Annotated in this window: 16 protein-coding genes; 13 read left to right on the forward strand and 3 right to left on the reverse strand. The window is 60.8% G+C overall.

Annotated elements, in window-relative coordinates; genetic code table 11:
* The first annotated feature begins 39 nt into the window (after positions 1–39).
* The 3 genes from cobN to cobO are packed head-to-tail and all read left to right on the forward strand — an operon-like array spanning position 40 to position 5428.
* The gene (cobN, locus tag AC13QE_RS07380) at positions 40–4191 is read left to right on the forward strand and encodes a cobaltochelatase subunit CobN (protein WP_488483187.1); all 4152 of its coding nucleotides are present in this window, start codon (positions 40–42) and stop codon (positions 4189–4191) included.
* Positions 4188–4787 carry a dimethylsulfonioproprionate lyase family protein gene (locus AC13QE_RS07385; protein ID WP_488483188.1) on the forward strand — a complete coding sequence of 200 codons (600 nt, stop codon included), beginning with the start codon at positions 4188–4190 and terminating at the stop codon, positions 4785–4787. The genes cobN and AC13QE_RS07385 overlap by 4 nt, the downstream gene beginning before the upstream one ends.
* Positions 4784–5428, forward strand: coding sequence for a cob(I)yrinic acid a,c-diamide adenosyltransferase (cobO, locus tag AC13QE_RS07390; protein WP_132716886.1), 645 nt, complete (start codon positions 4784–4786; stop codon positions 5426–5428). Before AC13QE_RS07385 ends, cobO begins: the two co-directional genes overlap by 4 nt.
* A gap of 15 nt (positions 5429–5443) precedes the next feature.
* On the opposite strand, the gene AC13QE_RS07395 is transcribed toward cobO, so the two are convergent.
* The 3 genes from AC13QE_RS07395 to AC13QE_RS07405 all read right to left on the reverse strand — a co-directional run bounded on the left by AC13QE_RS07395 (position 5444) and on the right by AC13QE_RS07405 (position 7494).
* Positions 5444–6247 carry a helix-turn-helix domain-containing protein gene (locus AC13QE_RS07395; RefSeq protein ID WP_488483189.1) on the reverse strand — a complete coding sequence of 268 codons (804 nt, stop codon included), beginning with the start codon at positions 6245–6247 and terminating at the stop codon, positions 5444–5446.
* Positions 6244–6609, reverse strand: coding sequence for a nuclear transport factor 2 family protein (locus AC13QE_RS07400; RefSeq protein ID WP_183870620.1), 366 nt, complete (start codon positions 6607–6609; stop codon positions 6244–6246). The genes AC13QE_RS07395 and AC13QE_RS07400 overlap by 4 nt, the downstream gene beginning before the upstream one ends.
* A gap of 99 nt (positions 6610–6708) precedes the next feature.
* Entirely contained in the window at positions 6709–7494 is a 786-nt protein-coding gene (locus tag AC13QE_RS07405) for a TSUP family transporter (protein WP_488483190.1), read from the reverse strand.
* Between the two features lie 147 nt (positions 7495–7641).
* Between AC13QE_RS07405 and AC13QE_RS07410 the strand changes: the two genes are divergently transcribed.
* From AC13QE_RS07410 to AC13QE_RS07455, 10 genes are all read left to right on the forward strand, one after another.
* Entirely contained in the window at positions 7642–8046 is a 405-nt protein-coding gene (locus AC13QE_RS07410; protein WP_488483191.1) for a cobalamin biosynthesis protein, read from the forward strand.
* 162 nt (positions 8047–8208) lie between these two features.
* Positions 8209–9168, forward strand: coding sequence for a nucleoside hydrolase (locus tag AC13QE_RS07415; RefSeq protein WP_488483192.1), 960 nt, complete (start codon positions 8209–8211; stop codon positions 9166–9168).
* Between the two features lie 287 nt (positions 9169–9455).
* Positions 9456–10304 (forward strand): uroporphyrinogen-III C-methyltransferase, encoded by an 849-nt coding sequence (gene cobA, locus AC13QE_RS07420; protein ID WP_488483193.1) that lies wholly within the window; start codon positions 9456–9458, stop codon positions 10302–10304.
* Positions 10301–11608, forward strand: a complete 1308-nt coding sequence (locus tag AC13QE_RS07425) for a cobyrinic acid a,c-diamide synthase CobB (RefSeq protein ID WP_488483194.1) — start codon at positions 10301–10303, stop codon at positions 11606–11608. The genes cobA and AC13QE_RS07425 overlap by 4 nt, the downstream gene beginning before the upstream one ends.
* A complete protein-coding gene (cobD, locus tag AC13QE_RS07430; RefSeq protein ID WP_488483195.1) occupies positions 11605–12603 on the forward strand; it encodes a threonine-phosphate decarboxylase CobD in 999 nt (332 codons plus the stop codon). The genes AC13QE_RS07425 and cobD overlap by 4 nt, the downstream gene beginning before the upstream one ends.
* Positions 12600–13580, forward strand: coding sequence for an adenosylcobinamide-phosphate synthase CbiB (cbiB, locus tag AC13QE_RS07435; RefSeq protein WP_488483196.1), 981 nt, complete (start codon positions 12600–12602; stop codon positions 13578–13580). Before cobD ends, cbiB begins: the two co-directional genes overlap by 4 nt.
* Before the next feature lie 118 nt (positions 13581–13698).
* The gene (locus AC13QE_RS07440; RefSeq protein WP_041677498.1) at positions 13699–14127 is read left to right on the forward strand and encodes a L,D-transpeptidase; all 429 of its coding nucleotides are present in this window, start codon (positions 13699–13701) and stop codon (positions 14125–14127) included.
* A 222-nt stretch (positions 14128–14349) separates the two neighbouring features.
* Positions 14350–14628, forward strand: a complete 279-nt coding sequence (locus tag AC13QE_RS07445) for an acyl carrier protein (protein WP_041677496.1) — start codon at positions 14350–14352, stop codon at positions 14626–14628.
* Between the two features lie 123 nt (positions 14629–14751).
* A complete protein-coding gene (locus AC13QE_RS07450; protein ID WP_488483197.1) occupies positions 14752–15225 on the forward strand; it encodes a 3-hydroxyacyl-ACP dehydratase FabZ family protein in 474 nt (157 codons plus the stop codon).
* A 43-nt stretch (positions 15226–15268) separates the two neighbouring features.
* Entirely contained in the window at positions 15269–16474 is a 1206-nt protein-coding gene (locus AC13QE_RS07455; RefSeq protein WP_488483198.1) for a beta-ketoacyl-ACP synthase, read from the forward strand.
* Positions 16475–16477 lie beyond the last annotated feature (3 nt).

Raw genomic sequence — 16477 nt, forward strand, 5'->3', positions numbered from 1 at the left:
TGACAGAGGGGGGTATGCAGCCGCGTACTCTGAAGCCTGATGCATCTTCTCCTGGCACAGAAGGGAACGATCAGCGACGGCGAGGAGGCGATCGATCTTGGGCAGTCGCCCGGCGATATCCTCTTTCTGTCGGCTGCCGATACCGAGCTTGCGGCGATTGCCGCAGCGCACGGCGAGGGCGGCCGCTCCCTTCGGCTTGCAAGCCTGATGAGCCTCAAGCATCCGATGTCCGTCGATACCTATGTCGACAGGACGGCGCGGCATGCGAAGCTCATCATCGTGCGGGCCTTGGGAGGGGCGAGCTATTTTCATTATGCGCTGGAGGCGCTGCATGCCTGTGCGGCGCGCCAGGGTGCCTTGATTGCAGTGCTGCCGGGGGATTCGAAGCCGGATCCCGGGCTGACGCCATTCTCCAACGTCGCGCTCGATGATCTCAACGCGCTCTGGTCTTATCTGATCGAGGGTGGGGAGGCGAATTCGCGAGCGTTTCTCGCCTATGCCGAGGCGATGCTCTCGGGCGCCGAGAAGCCGATGCCTGCTGTACACTTGATGAAGGCTGGCATCTGGTGGCCGGGCAGGGGTGTGATCGGCGTCGAGGAGTGGCGGAGACTTGAAATCGAATGGAGGGTTCGCCCCTCACCCCAGCCCTCTCCCCGCATTGACGGGGAGAGGGGGCATATCGAGTTCGCTGCTCCCCCTTCGCCCCGCTTGCGGGGAGAAGGTGCCCGTAGGGCGGATGAGGGGCAAGACCCTCCTTTGAAGCAGTTGCCGGCCGCGGACATCGCTTTGGAGCAGATGGCGACCCCAGCAGGATTCGAATCCCCGACGGTTGCCATTTCTTTCTACCGCGCGCTGGTTCAGAGCGGTGAAACCAGACCCGTCGAAGCCATGATAGAGGCTCTTATCGCCGAGGGGCTGCGGCCGTTACCGGTCTTTGCCTATAGTCTCAAGGATGCCGTGTCGGTCGGCATTCTCGAAAGCGTCTTTACGGAGCTGAAGCCGAGCGTGGTCATCAACGCGACAGGCTTTGCCGTTTCGGCGCCGGGCGCGGATCGTCAGGCAACGGTGCTGGAAACGGGTGATGCCGTGGTTCTGCAGGCCATCTTCTCGGCGTCATCGAAGGAGGCGTGGGAGGCATCCTCGCAGGGGCTTTCGGCCCGCGATCTCGGCATGAATGTGGCTTTGCCCGAGGTCGATGGGCGTGTTCTTGCGCGCGCTGTGTCCTTCAAGGCTGCGGCCCGCTATGACGAGCGGGTCGAGGCCAATATCGTCGCGAGCGAACCGCTTGAGGATCGCATGCGCTATACGGCGCGGCTCGCTGCCAATTGGGCACGGCTGCGCAATACGCCGCCCGGCGATCGCCGCGTCGCGCTCGTGATGGCAAACTATCCCAATCGCGATGGGCGCATGGGCAATGGCGTTGGGCTCGATACGCCGGCCGGAACGATCGAAGTGTTGAAGGCGATGCAGGCGGCAGGCTACGGCGTTGCCGATCTGCCTGCCGATGGCGATGCACTGATGCGGCATCTGGCGGAAGGCCCGACAAATTCGGGGCGCGATGGCCGCGTCGTTCGTGAGAGGCTTTCCTTTAGCGACTACAAGGATTTCTTCTCGTCGCTTCCCAAACAGATTCAGGATGAAATCACGGTGCGTTGGGGGAAGCCTGAGGCAGATCCTTACGCGCTCGATAATGGTTTTGCCTTGCCGGTCGCCCGCTTCGGGGACGTGCTTGTCGGCATCCAGCCGGCGCGCGGCTACAACATCGATCCGAAGGAGAGTTACCACTCTCCCGATCTCGTACCGCCACACGGCTATCTAGCCTTCTATGCCTTCCTTCGCCGTTCCTTCGATGCGCATGCGGTCATCCACATGGGCAAGCACGGCAATCTCGAATGGCTGCCGGGCAAGGCGCTGGCACTGTCGGAAAGCTGCTATCCGGAAGCGATCCTCGGGTCGCTGCCGAATCTCTATCCTTTCATCGTCAACGATCCCGGCGAGGGCACGCAGGCCAAGCGCCGCACGAGCGCCGTCATCATCGATCACCTGACGCCACCACTGACGCGCGCCGAAAGCTATGGCCCGCTGAAGGATCTGGAGGCGCTGGTCGACGAATATTACGAGGCTTCGGGCGGCGATCCGCGCCGCATCCGTCTGCTGCGCAAGCAGATCCTTGATCTCGTCGCCGATATCGGGCTGGATCAGGATGCCGGCATCGCCAAGGGCGAGGGCGAAGACGAGGCCTTGCGGAAACTTGATGCCTATCTTTGCGACCTCAAGGAAATGCAGATCCGCGATGGCCTGCACATCTTCGGTGTTTCGCCTGCAGGACGACTGTTGACGGATCTGACGGTGGCGCTGGCAAGGGTGCCGCGCGGGCTGGGCGAGGGTGGGGACCAGAGCCTGCAGCGGGCGATTGCAAGAGATGCATTCGTGGACGTGGAGAGTGCTATACCCCCCTCTGTCGCTCCCGCGACATCTCCCCCACAAGGGGGGAGATTGGTTGCTCGCGGCGCTTCTCTTCATCAAACCGAGATCGAGTCCGCAGATACTGTCGATGGAGAGGCGGGAACGTCGGGCAGCATACTCCCACCAATCTCCCCCCTTGTGGGGGAGATGTCAGCGAAGCTGACAGAGGGGGGTAACTCTCCGAGCAAACCATTCGACCCGCTTGACTGCGATATGGCCGCCGAATGGACAGGCCCGCGCACTACAATCCTCCAAGATATCTCCGACGCCTCCTGGCGCACCCACGGTGATACCGTCGAGCGGATCGAACTGCTGGCCGCAAAACTCGTGAATGGCGACATAGTCTGCCCCGAGACTTGGCCAAACACCAGCATGGTTCTCGACGAGATCGCTTCAAAGCTCCAGCCTTCAATTCTCGCTTGCGGCGATGCTGAAATCGCAGCCCTGCTCAAAGGCCTGGACGGCCGCTTCGTTCCGCCTGGTCCTTCCGGTGCGCCGACGCGTGGCCGACCGGATGTTTTGCCCACGGGGCGGAATTTCTATTCGGTCGACAGCCGTGCGATGCCAACGCCCGCGGCCTATGAGCTTGGCAGGAAATCGGCCGAGTTGCTGATCCGCCGTTACGTTCAGGACCATGGCGAATGGCCCGTTTCCTTCGGCCTGACGGCATGGGGCACTTCGAACATGCGCACGGGTGGCGATGATATCGCGCAGGCGCTGGCGCTGATCGGCGTCAAGCCCGTCTGGGACATGACGTCTCGCCGCGTCACCGGCTACGAGATCATTCCGCCGGCGGTGCTCCGGCGGCCGCGTGTCGATGTCACGCTACGTATCTCCGGCTTCTTCCGTGATGCGTTTCCCGAACAGATCGCCTTGTTCGACAAGGCCATCCGTGCTGTCGGCATGCTCGATGAAGATGCGGCGGACAATCCCATTGCGGCTCGCATGCGCGGCGAGATCGCGCGGCTCGAAGCAGCTGGCCTCGACGCTGCCTCTGCCAGCCGCAGGGCTGGTTATCGTATCTTCGGCTCCAAGCCCGGAGCCTACGGTGCCGGTCTGCAGGCACTCATCGATGAGAAGGGATGGGAGCGGCGTGCCGATCTGGCCGAGGCCTATCTCGTCTGGGGCAGCTATGCCTATGGCGCCGGCGAGGAAGGCAGAGCCGAGCGCGGCGTCTTCGAGGAGCGGTTGCGTTCGATCCAGGCGGTGGTGCAGAACCAGGACAATCGCGAGCACGATTTGCTCGATAGCGACGACTATTATCAGTTCGAGGGCGGGATGGCGGCAGCGGCCGAGCAGCTCGGCGGTGCACGTCCCTCGATCTATCACAACGACCACTCTAGGCCGGAAAAGCCTGTGATCCGCTCGCTGGAAGAGGAGATCGGCCGTGTGGTGCGCGGTCGCGTCGTCAATCCCAAGTGGATCGAGGGCATCATGCGGCACGGCTATAAGGGCGCCTTCGAGATCGCCGCAACGGTGGATTATCTCTTTGCCTTTGCCGCGACGACGGGTGCTGTGCGCAATCATCATTTCGAGGCCGTCTATCAGGCCTTTGTCGTCGATCAGAGCGTGCGCGATTTCATGGCGGAGAAGAACCCGGCAGCACTTCAGGAGATGCGGGAACGTCTGCTGGAGGCGATCGATCGCCAGCTCTGGACGCCGAGAAGCAATTCGGCGCGGTTCGATCTGGAAAGCCTTGATAAGGGCAAGGACGCGGCGGAATGAGTGTGATCGACGAGCTTCTGGTTGGTTTTCGGGATTACCTGCTGTCGCGCAGCGATCCGATGCTGCGGCATTTCATCGAAGGCTTTGACTGGCCGGCGCAACAGCGCTCGCTTGTGACGCACGACTTGCCCGTCGTCCATTATCTTCGAAAGCATGCTCAGTTGGGCGAGGGTGCAGAAGGCGTGCTGTTCGACAGGCTCTTTCAAGCCGCGAACGAACTGCATTGGGCCCAGACCTATAGCATTGCCGATTTCGGCAGCGATTTCCTGCAGCGATATGGCTGGGTCGAGCTGTTCGGCACGCGCGGCCATTTTGCGAGCGAGGAGATGGCCGGCGGCTTCCTGTTGCTCGGTCCCGGCGTGCATTATCCGGATCATCACCACGAGGCTGAGGAGATCTATATCCCGCTGACTGACGGCTCGCTGTGGAGCAAGGATGCCCAGCCATTCCTGCCGCGCTGGTCGGGCGAGATCATCCATCACCCCTCGAATATCCGCCACGCCATGCGCACGGAAGACCAGCCACTCGTCGCGCTCTATCTTTGGCGCGGTGGCCCGCTGGCACAGAAATCGATCATATCAGGGAGAATGCAATGAGCGACGAATTGGCCGAAACCGGCGCGGACGCCCCGAAGAACGACGATGCCCGTCACGCCGACAAGATGGCCAAGAAGAAGGCTGCCCGCGACAAGATCATGGCGACCAAAAACGATGAGAAAGGTCTGATCATTGTCCATACCGGCAAGGGCAAGGGAAAGTCCTCGTCCGCTTTTGGCATGATCTTCCGTCACATCGCTCATGGGAAGCCGAGCGCCGTCGTGCAGTTCATCAAGGGCGCCATGTGGACCGGCGAGCGCGATCTGATCGAGAAGCATTTCTCCGATCTATGCCAGTTCCATACGATGGGTGAGGGCTTCACATGGGAGACTCAGGACCGAGCCCGAGACGTGGCGGCGGCGTCCGCTGCCTGGGAAAAGGCCAAGGAGCTGATCCGCGACGAGCGTAATTCGATGGTGCTGCTTGACGAGATCAACATTGCGCTTCGTTACGACTATCTCGACATCAACGACGTGATCGAATTCCTCAGGAACGAGAAGCCCTACATGACGCATGTGGTCTTGACGGGTCGCAATGCCAAGGAAGAGCTGATCGAGATTGCCGACCTCGTCACCGAGATGGAATTGATCAAGCATCCGTTCCGCTCGGGCATCAAGGGGCAGCCGGGCGTCGAGTTCTGATCGCCTGGCGAGCGTTTAGCTGCCCGGCAGCATCGTCCTCAGAGTTTCCGCCGTCTGCGGGTTCGCGGGAAAGAAGGATTCGATGGCGAGTTCCGACAGCGTGACATCGACAGGCGTTCCGAAGACCGTCGTAGTGGACAAAAACGATAGATGTCCCGCTTCGGTTACGAGTTCCAGAGGTACGGCGATGCCGGCGAAATCCCGTTCCGGAGCTGCCGATTTCGGTGCAGGCGGTGCGGGATAGGCCAACAATTCCTCAAGCAGTTTTTTCAAAACAGGATCGCCAGTTGCCGATATCTGCTGGCGTAGGCGTTCCAACAGATGTGCCCGCCATTCATGGAGATTGGCGATCCGAGGCGCCAAGCCGTGGGGGTGCAGGCTGAGCCGCAGGACGTTGATTGGTCCTTCGGTCAGCGAGGCATCGGTCACCCCCGCGAGCAGCGGAGCGACGGCGGCATTGGCGGCGATGAGCGTCCAATGCCGGTCGACGGCCAGGGCCGGGAAGGGCTCGTGTCCTTTCAGCAGCATATCGATTGCGCGCCGTGCCGGAGCAAGCGCCGGATCATCCAGTTTGCGCTCTGGAAAGACCGGGGCAAAGCCGGCCGCCAGGAGCATTGGATTGCGTTCGCGCAATGGCACGTCGAGCCGTTCGGCGAGATGCATCAGCATCTCGCGGCTTGGAAGTGCCCGCCCGCTCTCGATGAAGCTCAGATGTCGCTGCGATATATCGGCTTCAAGGGCGAATTCGAGCTGGCTCAGGCGGCGGCGTTGCCGCCATTCGCGCAGATGGTCGCCGAGAGAGCGGGCCGGGTTCATCATGCGGCAGCCGGCAGCTGGTCGATGAAGCCGTGAACGGACTTCAGGCGTTCACCTTCGAGGATGGCGAAATCTGTGCCCTTGACGAGCGGCTCGGCGTCGGCCGGACCGAAGCCCCAGGAGAAGCGGAGATTGTCGCCGTGGCGCTCGCCCTCGGTGATGAGCGTGAAGCGGAAGCCGGGGAAGCGTTCGTGTGCCGCGGTGACGAGTGCGTGGATCTGCTCGCGATTATCAGCGCGCATCATCGGGTCGACATAGCTGCAGTCTTCCGTCCAAGCCTCGGCGATGAGCGCACGGCGACGTTCGGTGTCGGCCTCGTTCCAGATGGCGATATAGCGGTCAGCAATGATGTTTGCGTCAGTCATCGGTCAACTCCTTTGGATCGCCTGAACCGTTCAGGCAGGGCGATCATCGGCGCGGACCGAAGTACTATCAATTACGTCAGAGGTAATCAAAGACCCGTTCTAGAGGCCGAGCCAGATCCTGACGGGATGGGTGGGGTCTGCCAGCAGTTTGGTCGCGAAGGCGATGCAGACGATGACGAGCAGCGGTTTGATCAGCTTGGCGCCGATGCGCATGGCAAGCCGCGAACCGAGCTGCGCGCCGAGGAATTGGCCGAACCCCATCGTCAGCCCGACTTTCCAAAGGATGGCGCCGGAGAAGATGAAGACGATCAGGCCGCCGAGATTCGATCCGAAATTGAGCAGCTTCGTATGCGCCGTCGCCTTCAAGAGGCCGAAGCCGGCGAGGGTCACGAAGGCGAGCATCAGGAACGAGCCGGTTCCGGGGCCGAAGGCGCCGTCATAGAAGCCGATCAGCGGCACGAACGTCACGCCGAAAAGTCCGGCACTCATGCGCCGATGCTTTTCGACATCGCCGAGATTGGGTTTCAGGGCGAAATAGAGCGCGATTGCGATCAGCAGGAAGGGCAGGATGATGCGCAGGACTTGGCTTGGCATGACGGTCGCCAGCAACGCACCGAGCATGCCACCGATGACTGCCATCAACGCCATCGGAAGCTGCTCGCGAAGCTGTACGTGTCCTTGTCGGGCATAGGCGATCGTTGCCGAAGCCGCGCCGCAGATGGATTGCACCTTGTTCGTGCCAAGGGTCTGCAGCGGTGGGATGCCTGCCAGCAGCATGGCAGGGACGGTAATCAACCCACCGCCGCCCGCAATGGAATCGACGAAGCCGGCGAAGAACGCAGCGGCAAAGAGCAAAAGCAGCAGTTGAAATGTAATATCTGGCAAGGTGGGAACTCGGAGGCGGGAAATCAGCGGCCTTCTGGCACTTCGCTCGCCGCAAGGCAATTGCTATCAGGACACACCAGCCGAAATTGACGTGTCGGAAGGTGCCCGCTACAGCTGTCATATCGGTCGATGCTGCTGGGAGCGAATATGACGACATATGCCAATTCCACTCGCCGCTATCTTCTGGGCCTTGGCTGTGAGCGCGGCACGGACTGGAATGAAGTGCGGATGCTTGCGGAAAGAGCATTCCAGGAGGTCGGGATCGGGAGTGATCAGGTTCTGGCCGTTGTATCGATCGACACGCGCATGGACGAACCGGCCATTCTCGAGACCGCCACGCATTTTCGTCTCCCGGCCCGCTTCTTCAAGGCGGTTGCACTGGAGCGGGAGACACCCAGACTGAAGAATCCCTCCGAGATTGTTTTCGCGCATGTCGGTTGTCACGGCGTCGCAGAAGCGGCCGCGTTAGCGGCCGCCGGCCCGGACTCCGAGCTCGTGCTTCCCAAGATCAAGTCCAGCTTTGCTACGGCGGCGATCGCCAGGATTGCCTGAGCAGCGAATTCGCAACGCAAGTCTCGCAAATGATCCGCAGGAGATCCTGACGGCATTTCACCGCCGCCTGTTCTCGTGTATGCCGGTAGGTCAAGCGCTGATCTCAAGCGAAGTAAATTTCCGAAAGATCAAGCTTATTCAGTATGTTGGTAAGGAAAAAGCATGCATAAGGTCATTTATGATACCGATCCTGGCGTCGATGACGCCATGGCGCTTCTCTTTTTGCATCGTCACCCGGGTATCGACCTTCTCGGCGTGACGACGGTTTTCGGCAATGCCTCCGTGGACACGACGACGCGTAACGCGCTGTTCCTGAAACGCGAGTGGAATATTCCGTGCCCGGTCGCGCGCGGCGCCAGCGTTACCTTCGATCCGTCGCGGCACGAGCGCCCATGGCCGACGATGGTTCACGGCCATAACGGTCTCGGCGATATCGACGTGCCTGAGACGATCGACCTACCGGCCGATCCGCGGCCCGCCTATCAGTTCATCATCGACACGGTTCGCGCCCATCCCGGCGAGGTGACCCTGGTCGCCGTTGGCCGCATGACTAATTTGGCGTTGGCGCTGAAGCACGATCCGGAAATCGCCAAGCTCGTAAAGAGCGTGGTCATCATGGGTGGCAATTTCTACGTGCCGGGCAATGTTTCTCCGGTCGCGGAAGCCAATATTCACGGCGATCCGGAAGCCGCCGATTTCGTCATGACGGCAGCCTGGAAAGTGGTCGTGGTCGGTCTCGACGTGACGTCGGTGACGACCATGGGCCGCAGCTATCTCGCTGATATGGCGAAAGCGGGCGGTCCCTCGGTGCAGCTCCTGGCCGACCTGTCACAGTCCTATATCGATTTCTACCAGCATGCGGTCGAAGACGGCATGATGGTCCACGATAGCTGCGCTTGCGTCTATGTCGTGGCGCCCGAGTTGTTCGATACCATCGAAGGATCGATCCGCGTCGTCTGCGGCGGCATTGCCGATGGTCAGACGGTTATCAAGCCGGCCGGCCGCCACTTTCCGCCGGGCGACTGGGACAATCTGCCGAGCCAGATCGCTTGCATCGGCATTCGCTCGCAGCAGGTTCTCGATCTGATCCGCGACGTGATTCTGGGCAAGGTGAAGCACTAAGTTCGGTGAAGGGGGCGACAGTGCCCCCTTCACAATTCGCTGAAGACCATTTTCCAGCTCTATCAAGAGCCTACTTGAGTGTCCGGAAATATCGAGTCCGGAGCGTCATGCGATCGGCAAACCTGTTTTTCGTTTCCTGTCGTGGTTGGAAAAGCCCATAGCGTGCTGCCGCTCATGCCGATCGGGTATGTGACGTAATGTTTGCAGTGGGAGCGATGTCGAATCGAGATCGCCTTATCCCGTTCTCAACATTGCAATTTCGCCCATCCGGGCATAGGACACATGGGATGAACGATACCGCTTTTTCCACTCTGCCGGCCCTGGAGCCGGGGTCGGTCTGGCTCGTTGGCGCCGGGCCGGGCGATCCGGGGCTTTTGACCCTGCTGGCCGCCAAGGGGTTGGCCGAGGCAGATGTCATCGTGCATGATGCTCTTGTCAATGAAGATTGCCTGAAGCTCGCCCGCCCGGGCGCCATGCTGGAATATGCCGGCAAGCGCGGCGGCAAGCCATCGGCCAAGCAGCGGGACATTTCCCTGCGGCTGGTGGAACTGGCGCGGACCGGCAAGCGCGTTCTGCGCCTCAAGGGCGGTGACCCTTTCGTCTTCGGGCGCGGTGGTGAGGAGGCGCTGATGCTCGTTCAGCACGGCATTCCCTTCCGCATCGTGCCCGGCATTACGGCCGGGATCGGCGGCTTGGCCTATGCCGGCATTCCGGTTACCCATCGCGACGTCAATCACGCCGTCACCTTCCTGACCGGCCATGATTCGTCCGGCGTCGTACCGGACGCCATCGATTGGGAGGCGATCGGCAAGGGATCGCCCGTCATCGTCATGTATATGGCGATGAAGCACATCGCGCAGATCAGCGCCAATCTCATTGCCGCCGGCCGTTCGGCGGACGAACCTGTTGCCTTCGTCTGCAATGCGGCGACGCCCTCCCAGCAAGTTCTGGAGACGACGCTTGGGCGTGCGCCTGCCGATGTCGAAACGTCCGGTCTCGAGCCGCCGGCCATCGTCGTCGTTGGCGAGGTGGTGAAACTGCGGCCGTCGCTCGACTGGCTGGGCGCGCTTTCCGGTCGCGCGCTGGTATCGCCGGCCGAAAGGCAGGGCGAGAGCGGACGCAAGGTGCCGGCATGAGCGGACTTCTGATCGCGGCACCCTCATCAGGCTCCGGCAAGACCACCTTCACACTTGGTTTGCTGCGGGCATTGAGAAACAGGGGTGTTGCGGTCGCGCCCGGCAAGGCCGGACCCGATTACATTGATCCCGCCTTTCATGCCGCGGCGGTCGGAACGCCCTGCCTCAACTTCGATCCCTGGGCCATGCGCGCAGAGCTCATTTCAGCGAATGCCGCGCTTCATCGCGCCGGCGGACGGATGCTTGTCATCGAGGGGATGATGGGCCTGTTCGACGGCGCCGCCGATGGCACGGGCACGCCGGCCGATCTGGCCGCCTTGCTCGGTCTATCCGTCGTGCTCGTCATCGATTGCTCTCGCATGTCGCAGTCGGTTGCGGCTGTCGTCAGCGGCTTTGCCAATTTTCGCGCCGATATCCGCGTTGCCGGTGTCGTGCTCAATCGCGTTGCCAGTGATAGGCACGAGAAAATGCTGCGCCAGGCACTGAATGCGGTGCGTATGCCCGTCGTCGCCGTTATTCGCGGTGATACAATCCTGGCATTGCCGGAACGGCATCTCGGTCTGGTGCAGGCTGGAGAGCATGGGGCGCTCGAGCAATTTATCGAGGCTGCGGCAGAGATCGTCTCGAAGGCCTGCGATTTCGATCTGCTCTTGCGGGCGGCACAGCAGCATCTCGTTCGCACCTCCGCAGCCAATATCACGCGGCTCATGCCGTTCGGCCAGCGCATTGCGGTGGCAAGAGATATCGCATTCGCCTTCTGCTATGAGCATATGCTGCTCGGCTGGAGGCGGCGCGGTGCGGAAATATCCTTCTTTTCACCGCTCGCGGATGAAGCTCCTTCGGCCGATGCGGATGCGATCTATCTGCCGGGCGGCTATCCGGAATTGCACGCTGGAAAGCTCGCCGCCGCTCAGCATTTCCGGGATGGCGTGAAGGCGGCGGCCTCGCGTGGGGTGCGCATATATGGCGAATGCGGCGGGTACATGGTGCTCGGCGAGGGTCTTGTGGATGCGGCGGGCGTGCGCCACGAAATGCTGGGCCTCTTGCCCGTCGTTACCAGTTACGAGAAACGACAGCGGCATCTCGGCTATCGACGCGTGGTGCCTCTTGCCGGCTCCTTCTTCGAAAAGCCGATGACGGCGCATGAGTTTCATTATTCGACCATCGTATCGGAAGGCGAGGCGGACCGTCTGTTTGCCGTCAGGGATGCGCTCGATACCGATCTCGGCACAGCCGGTCTGCAACACGGCAATGTCGCCGGCTCCTACATGCATCTGATCGATCTAGCCGGTGAAGCCGCATGACCACCAGGATCGTCCACGGCGGCGGCATTACCGCGGCGGCGCGTCAATATGGCGGGCGCCCGGAGGAATGGCTGGATCTGTCGACCGGCATCAATCCCAATCCGGTGACACTGCCGGAAATCCCCGTTGCGGCTTGGCACAGGTTGCCTGACCAGCATTTGCAGGAGCGGGCGCGGGAAGCGGCGAGGAGCTATTACCGCAGCGGCGATATTCTGCCGCTGCCGGTTCCAGGCACGCAGTCCGTCATTCAATTGCTTCCAAAGCTCGTAACGGGCGGCAGGGTTGCAATCTTCTCGCCGACCTATGGCGAATATGCGCGCGCTTTTACGCTCGCCGGCCTGCAGGTTCGCCAGGTTTCGACGATTGCCGAACTCACGGCCGATGACAGGCTGGTCGTTGCCGTCAATCCCAATAATCCTGATGGGCGGGTGCTGCCCATCGAGCAGTTGCGGGAACTGCATGACAGGCAGCGCGAGCAGGGCGGCCTCCTTCTGGTCGACGAGGCGTTCGGCGATGTCGAACCGGCGGCAAGCATGGCGCCTTTGGCCGCCTCTATGCCGAATCTCATTATCTTCCGCTCCTTCGGAAAGTTTTTCGGCTTGGCCGGTCTGCGTCTTGGCTTCGTGATTGCCGAGGCTTCGATCATGACAAGATTCGAGGATTGGCTCGGGCCATGGGCGGTTTCCGGGCCGGCCCTTTCGATCGCTGCCTCCCTGATGGAAAGCGATACAGGCGCCATCCGTAACCGCATTCTTCAAAGGCATTCGGCGCTGGAAGCGGTTCTACGACGTTCCAAGCTGCATGTAGCGGGAGGCACTGCTTTTTTTGCACTGGTTGCAGACGACCGCGCCGAAGGCATATATACGCATCTCTGCCGTCATCACATTCTCGTCCGCAAGTTCGATTACGCCCGCAATTGGCTGCGCTTCGGACTAGCTCCTGATGAGGCGGCAGATAAGAGACTCGCCGGGGTATTAGAGGATTATTCGACATGACCGCCGACGAACATTTGCTCATTCTGGTCCTTGCCTTGCTGCTTGACCGCTTCGTCGGCGATCCCGACTGGCTTTGGCAGCGCTTTCCGCATCCCGTCGTACTGTTCGGCAAGGCGATTTCAGCTTTCGATCAACGGTTCAATGCAAAGCATCTGCCGGGCGTTCTTCGCCGCCGTAATGGGCTGATGTCGATCGTCGCGCTGCTGATGGGCGCTGCCATCGCTGGCTGGGCTATTCATGGATTTCTCGCCTTTTTCGGCTGGCTCGGCATATTGATAGAGGCGGGATTGGTGGCGGTTTTCATGGCGCAGAAGAGCCTTGCCGATCACGTCGGCGAGGTGTCTCGGGCATTGCGCTCCGATGGTCTGGAAGGCGGCCGTCTTGCTGTGTCGCGCATCGTCGGCCGCGATCCCGAGACGCTGGATGAGCCGGGTATCTGCCGTGCGGCCATCGAAAGCCTCGCCGAGAACTTTTCCGACGGCGTCGTCGCGCCGGCCCTGTGGTACGGCGTTTTCGGCCTGCCGGGCCTGTTTTTCTACAAGATGCTCAACACCGCCGATTCGATGATCGGCCACAAGTCCGAGACCTATGTCGATTTCGGCCGCGCCGCTGCGCGCCTGGACGATATCGCCAACTGGCCGGCTGCACGGCTCTCCATTCTGCTGATTGCCGCCGGAGCCTTGGCTAAGCGGGGAATCGCCGCGCTTGGAAATGCGATCCGCATCGCCGTGCGCGACGGCGGGCTGCATCGCTCACCCAACTCAGGCAGGCCAGAGGCGGCAATGGCCGGTGCCCTCGACATCCAGCTTGCCGGCCCGCGAATCTATGGCGGCGAGCTCGTGCGCGAGCCAATGATCAACGGTGCCGGCCGGGATACGGCGACCGTGAGTGACGTCGAAGCGGGTATTTCCATCTTTTATTCCGCGTGCTCGATGCTGACGCTTCTCGCTTTCCTTGGCTTCCTGCTGCTCTTGTGAGCGTCCCTAAATTAAGCAATCGCTCACTATATGTATTAATTTGGTATAATTGGCATAGCGATAGACTTTCCCATCGTCTGAATTGCTTCGGAAGGAAGCAAACGGTCGGAGGGGCAAGATGAAGCATATCGCTTTGGCAGTAACGGCATGTCTATGTATGCAATTCAGCAGCGTTTCGGCTCACGCCGGAACTGTTGTCGCGGTGGTCGATCTTCGATCGCAAACTATGACCGTTTCCGAGGATGGAGCTCTGAAGTATCGCTGGCGAGTGTCGACGGCCCGCAAAGGTTATGTGACGCCGATCGGCTCCTACACGGCGAAATGGCTGTCCAGGGATCATCGCTCGAAGAAATATGACGATGCGCCGATGCCGTACGCCGTATTTTTCAACGGCGGCTATGCCATTCACGGCACTTATGAGGTGCGGCACCTCGGCCGGCCAGCGTCGCATGGCTGCGTTCGGCTCGATACCCGCAATGCCGCCACCTTCTTTGCCATGGCGGCCGACGCGGGGCTTCACAATACACGCATCGTGATCAGCGAATGATCTCTGGCGAATAGACACGCTTCGTCGCTGCGGTTCGGCCGCAATGCTGCCATATCCCGCGTCCACGTCGCGCGCGATTTCACAGGTATGACGCGACGGTCATTTTGCTGTTTGCGCAACAGTGGCTTGCCAATTTGCCGGGGTTTCTGGTGGAAACCATTGGCTTTTGGAACGGATTTCCCTATGAGGGGGATTGAATTATTATTTCAAGAGGTATGGGCAGTGACTGCTACATTTGACAAAGTTGCCGACATTATCGCTGAAACCAGCGAAATCGACCGTGACACCATCACCCCGGATAGCCACACGATCGACGACCTCGGCATCGACAGCCTGGACTTCCTGGATATCGTTTTCGCGATCGACAAGGAATTCGGCATCAAGATCCCGCTCGAGAAGTGGACGCAGGAAGTCAACGAAGGCAAGGTCTCGACCGAAGAGTACTTCGTGCTGAAGAATCTCTGCGCCAAGATCGATGAGCTGCGCGCCGCCAAGGGCTGAGCGACATCCTAGTATTTTTTTGACGCCCTGCCGCTCACGAATATGGCGGCCGGGCGGTTTTATTCTTAAATAGCGTATCCCGCCCGGCACGTTCCTTGTTGCCGAGTTGGATCGGAGGCGTTGATGCTGCTGGAATATTTCCAGATGATCGACAGGGTCGAATCTGTCGATCTGTCCAAGGGCCGGTTGAAGGCTCATTCCGTCGTTCCGGCCAAAAGCCCTGTTTTCGAAGGCCATTTCCCGGGCATGCCGCTGGTTCCCGGCGTTCTCCTTATCGAAACGATGGCGCAGGCTTCGGGCATGCTCGTGCTTGCGGCGACAAAATTTGCCTGTATGCCATTCCTGATGTCGGTCGATGGCGCCAAGATGCGGACCTTCGTGGAGCCCGAAGCCGAACTCGATATCGAAGCCGATCTGGAGCACGAGGGCTCGGGCTTTGCTGTCACCAAGGCGCGCATCACCATCGGTGGAAAGAAGGTCTGCGATGCGCAGTTGAAGCTGCGGACCATGCCGTTTAATGAGGTGCCGCTCGGCGATATCGTGCGCAAGCGGGCAGGCGAGGTCGGACTTCTCGACGCCATCGCCGCCAACGGTTGATGCTGCCGGCTTGTTCGGCGCCGCATTCGAAGAGGATTGATGAATGAGCAAGGCTCAGAATGATGTGGTCATAACGGGTATCGGCATCGTTACCTGCCAGGGCGTTGGCAAGGACGCGCATGTCGCCCTGCTGAAGGCGGACAAAGCGCCGGCGACCATCGTCGAAACCGAGAAGTTCAAGCCCTATCCCGTGCATCCGCTGCCTGAGATCGATTGGTCGCAGCAGATTCCAAAGCGCGGCGATCAGCGGCAGATGGAAAACTGGCAGCGCATCGGCGTCTTCACCGCCGGTCTGGCGCTCGACGATGCCGGTTTCAAGGACGATCTGGAAGCCTGCGGCACCATGGACATGATCGTCGCGGCCGGGGGTGGCGAGCGCGATACCAATGTCGATACGCTGATCGTCAACGAAGGCTTGAAGCGCAACGACCGCGAATTGTTGCTGAATGAGAAGCTGACGACCGAATTGCGTCCGACGCTGTTCCTGGCGCAGCTTTCGAACCTGCTCGCCGGCAATATCTCGATCGTGCACAAGGTCACGGGTTCCTCGCGAACCTTCATGGGTGAAGAGGCCTCCGGTATTTCGGCCGTCGAGACCGCGTTCCACCGCATCAAGTCCGGTGAATCGAGCCATGCTCTCGTTGGCGGCGCATTTTCCGCCGAGCGCCTCGACATGATCCTGCTGATCGAATCCATCAATGCGCATGCTATCGGTAACTGGCATCCTGTCTGGTCGCGCAAGCCGGAAGATGGCGGCGGCATGATCATGGGCTCGCTGAGCGCCTTCCTCGTTCTTGAATCGCGTGCGCACGCCGAAGCTCGCGGCGCGCATATCTATGCGACGATCGATGCGGTCGAGGGCGATCGCGGTCGACGTGACGAAGGCAAGCTCGAAGCACGGCTGGAGCGCATGCTCGCACCCGCAAAGCAGGCGCCTGGCGATGCGACGGTCGTCTTCTCCGGTACGACAGCAATTCCCGATCTCGCCAAGCGCGAAAAAGCCGTGATCGAAGCACAGCTTCCGGAGGCCGCCATCCGTGCCTATTCCGGCATTTCCGGGCATGGGTTGGAAGGCCAGTTTCCGCTCGGGCTCGCCTTTGCGGCACTGGCCGTCGCTAATAAAGCCAAGGTACCGCCCTTCGATGCCGCGAATGAAAAGCCAATGGCGACGGGCGCACGCAATGCCGTGGTAACAACCGTCGGCCATGCGCGCGGTGAAGGTATCGCCGTACTGTCAGCCGAAGCGTGAGGA

This window comes from Martinezella sp. CNPSo 3957 (assembly GCF_057784395.1).

What these genes read in the sequence shown, in the direction of transcription:
- cobN (WP_488483187.1), top strand. Translation starts at nt 40, where the DNA reads ATGCATCTTCTCCTGGCACAGAAGGGAACGATCAGCGACGGCGAGGAG.
- AC13QE_RS07385 (WP_488483188.1), top strand. Translation starts at nt 4,188, where the DNA reads ATGAGTGTGATCGACGAGCTTCTGGTTGGTTTTCGGGATTACCTGCTG.
- cobO (WP_132716886.1), top strand. Translation starts at nt 4,784, where the DNA reads ATGAGCGACGAATTGGCCGAAACCGGCGCGGACGCCCCGAAGAACGAC.
- AC13QE_RS07395 (WP_488483189.1), bottom strand. Translation starts at nt 6,247, where the DNA reads ATGATGAACCCGGCCCGCTCTCTCGGCGACCATCTGCGCGAATGGCGG.
- AC13QE_RS07400 (WP_183870620.1), bottom strand. Translation starts at nt 6,609, where the DNA reads ATGACTGACGCAAACATCATTGCTGACCGCTATATCGCCATCTGGAAC.
- AC13QE_RS07410 (WP_488483191.1), top strand. Translation starts at nt 7,642, where the DNA reads ATGACGACATATGCCAATTCCACTCGCCGCTATCTTCTGGGCCTTGGC.
- AC13QE_RS07415 (WP_488483192.1), top strand. Translation starts at nt 8,209, where the DNA reads ATGCATAAGGTCATTTATGATACCGATCCTGGCGTCGATGACGCCATG.
- cobA (WP_488483193.1), top strand. Translation starts at nt 9,456, where the DNA reads ATGAACGATACCGCTTTTTCCACTCTGCCGGCCCTGGAGCCGGGGTCG.
- AC13QE_RS07425 (WP_488483194.1), top strand. Translation starts at nt 10,301, where the DNA reads ATGAGCGGACTTCTGATCGCGGCACCCTCATCAGGCTCCGGCAAGACC.
- cobD (WP_488483195.1), top strand. Translation starts at nt 11,605, where the DNA reads ATGACCACCAGGATCGTCCACGGCGGCGGCATTACCGCGGCGGCGCGT.
- cbiB (WP_488483196.1), top strand. Translation starts at nt 12,600, where the DNA reads ATGACCGCCGACGAACATTTGCTCATTCTGGTCCTTGCCTTGCTGCTT.
- AC13QE_RS07440 (WP_041677498.1), top strand. Translation starts at nt 13,699, where the DNA reads ATGAAGCATATCGCTTTGGCAGTAACGGCATGTCTATGTATGCAATTC.
- AC13QE_RS07450 (WP_488483197.1), top strand. Translation starts at nt 14,752, where the DNA reads ATGCTGCTGGAATATTTCCAGATGATCGACAGGGTCGAATCTGTCGAT.
- AC13QE_RS07455 (WP_488483198.1), top strand. Translation starts at nt 15,269, where the DNA reads ATGAGCAAGGCTCAGAATGATGTGGTCATAACGGGTATCGGCATCGTT.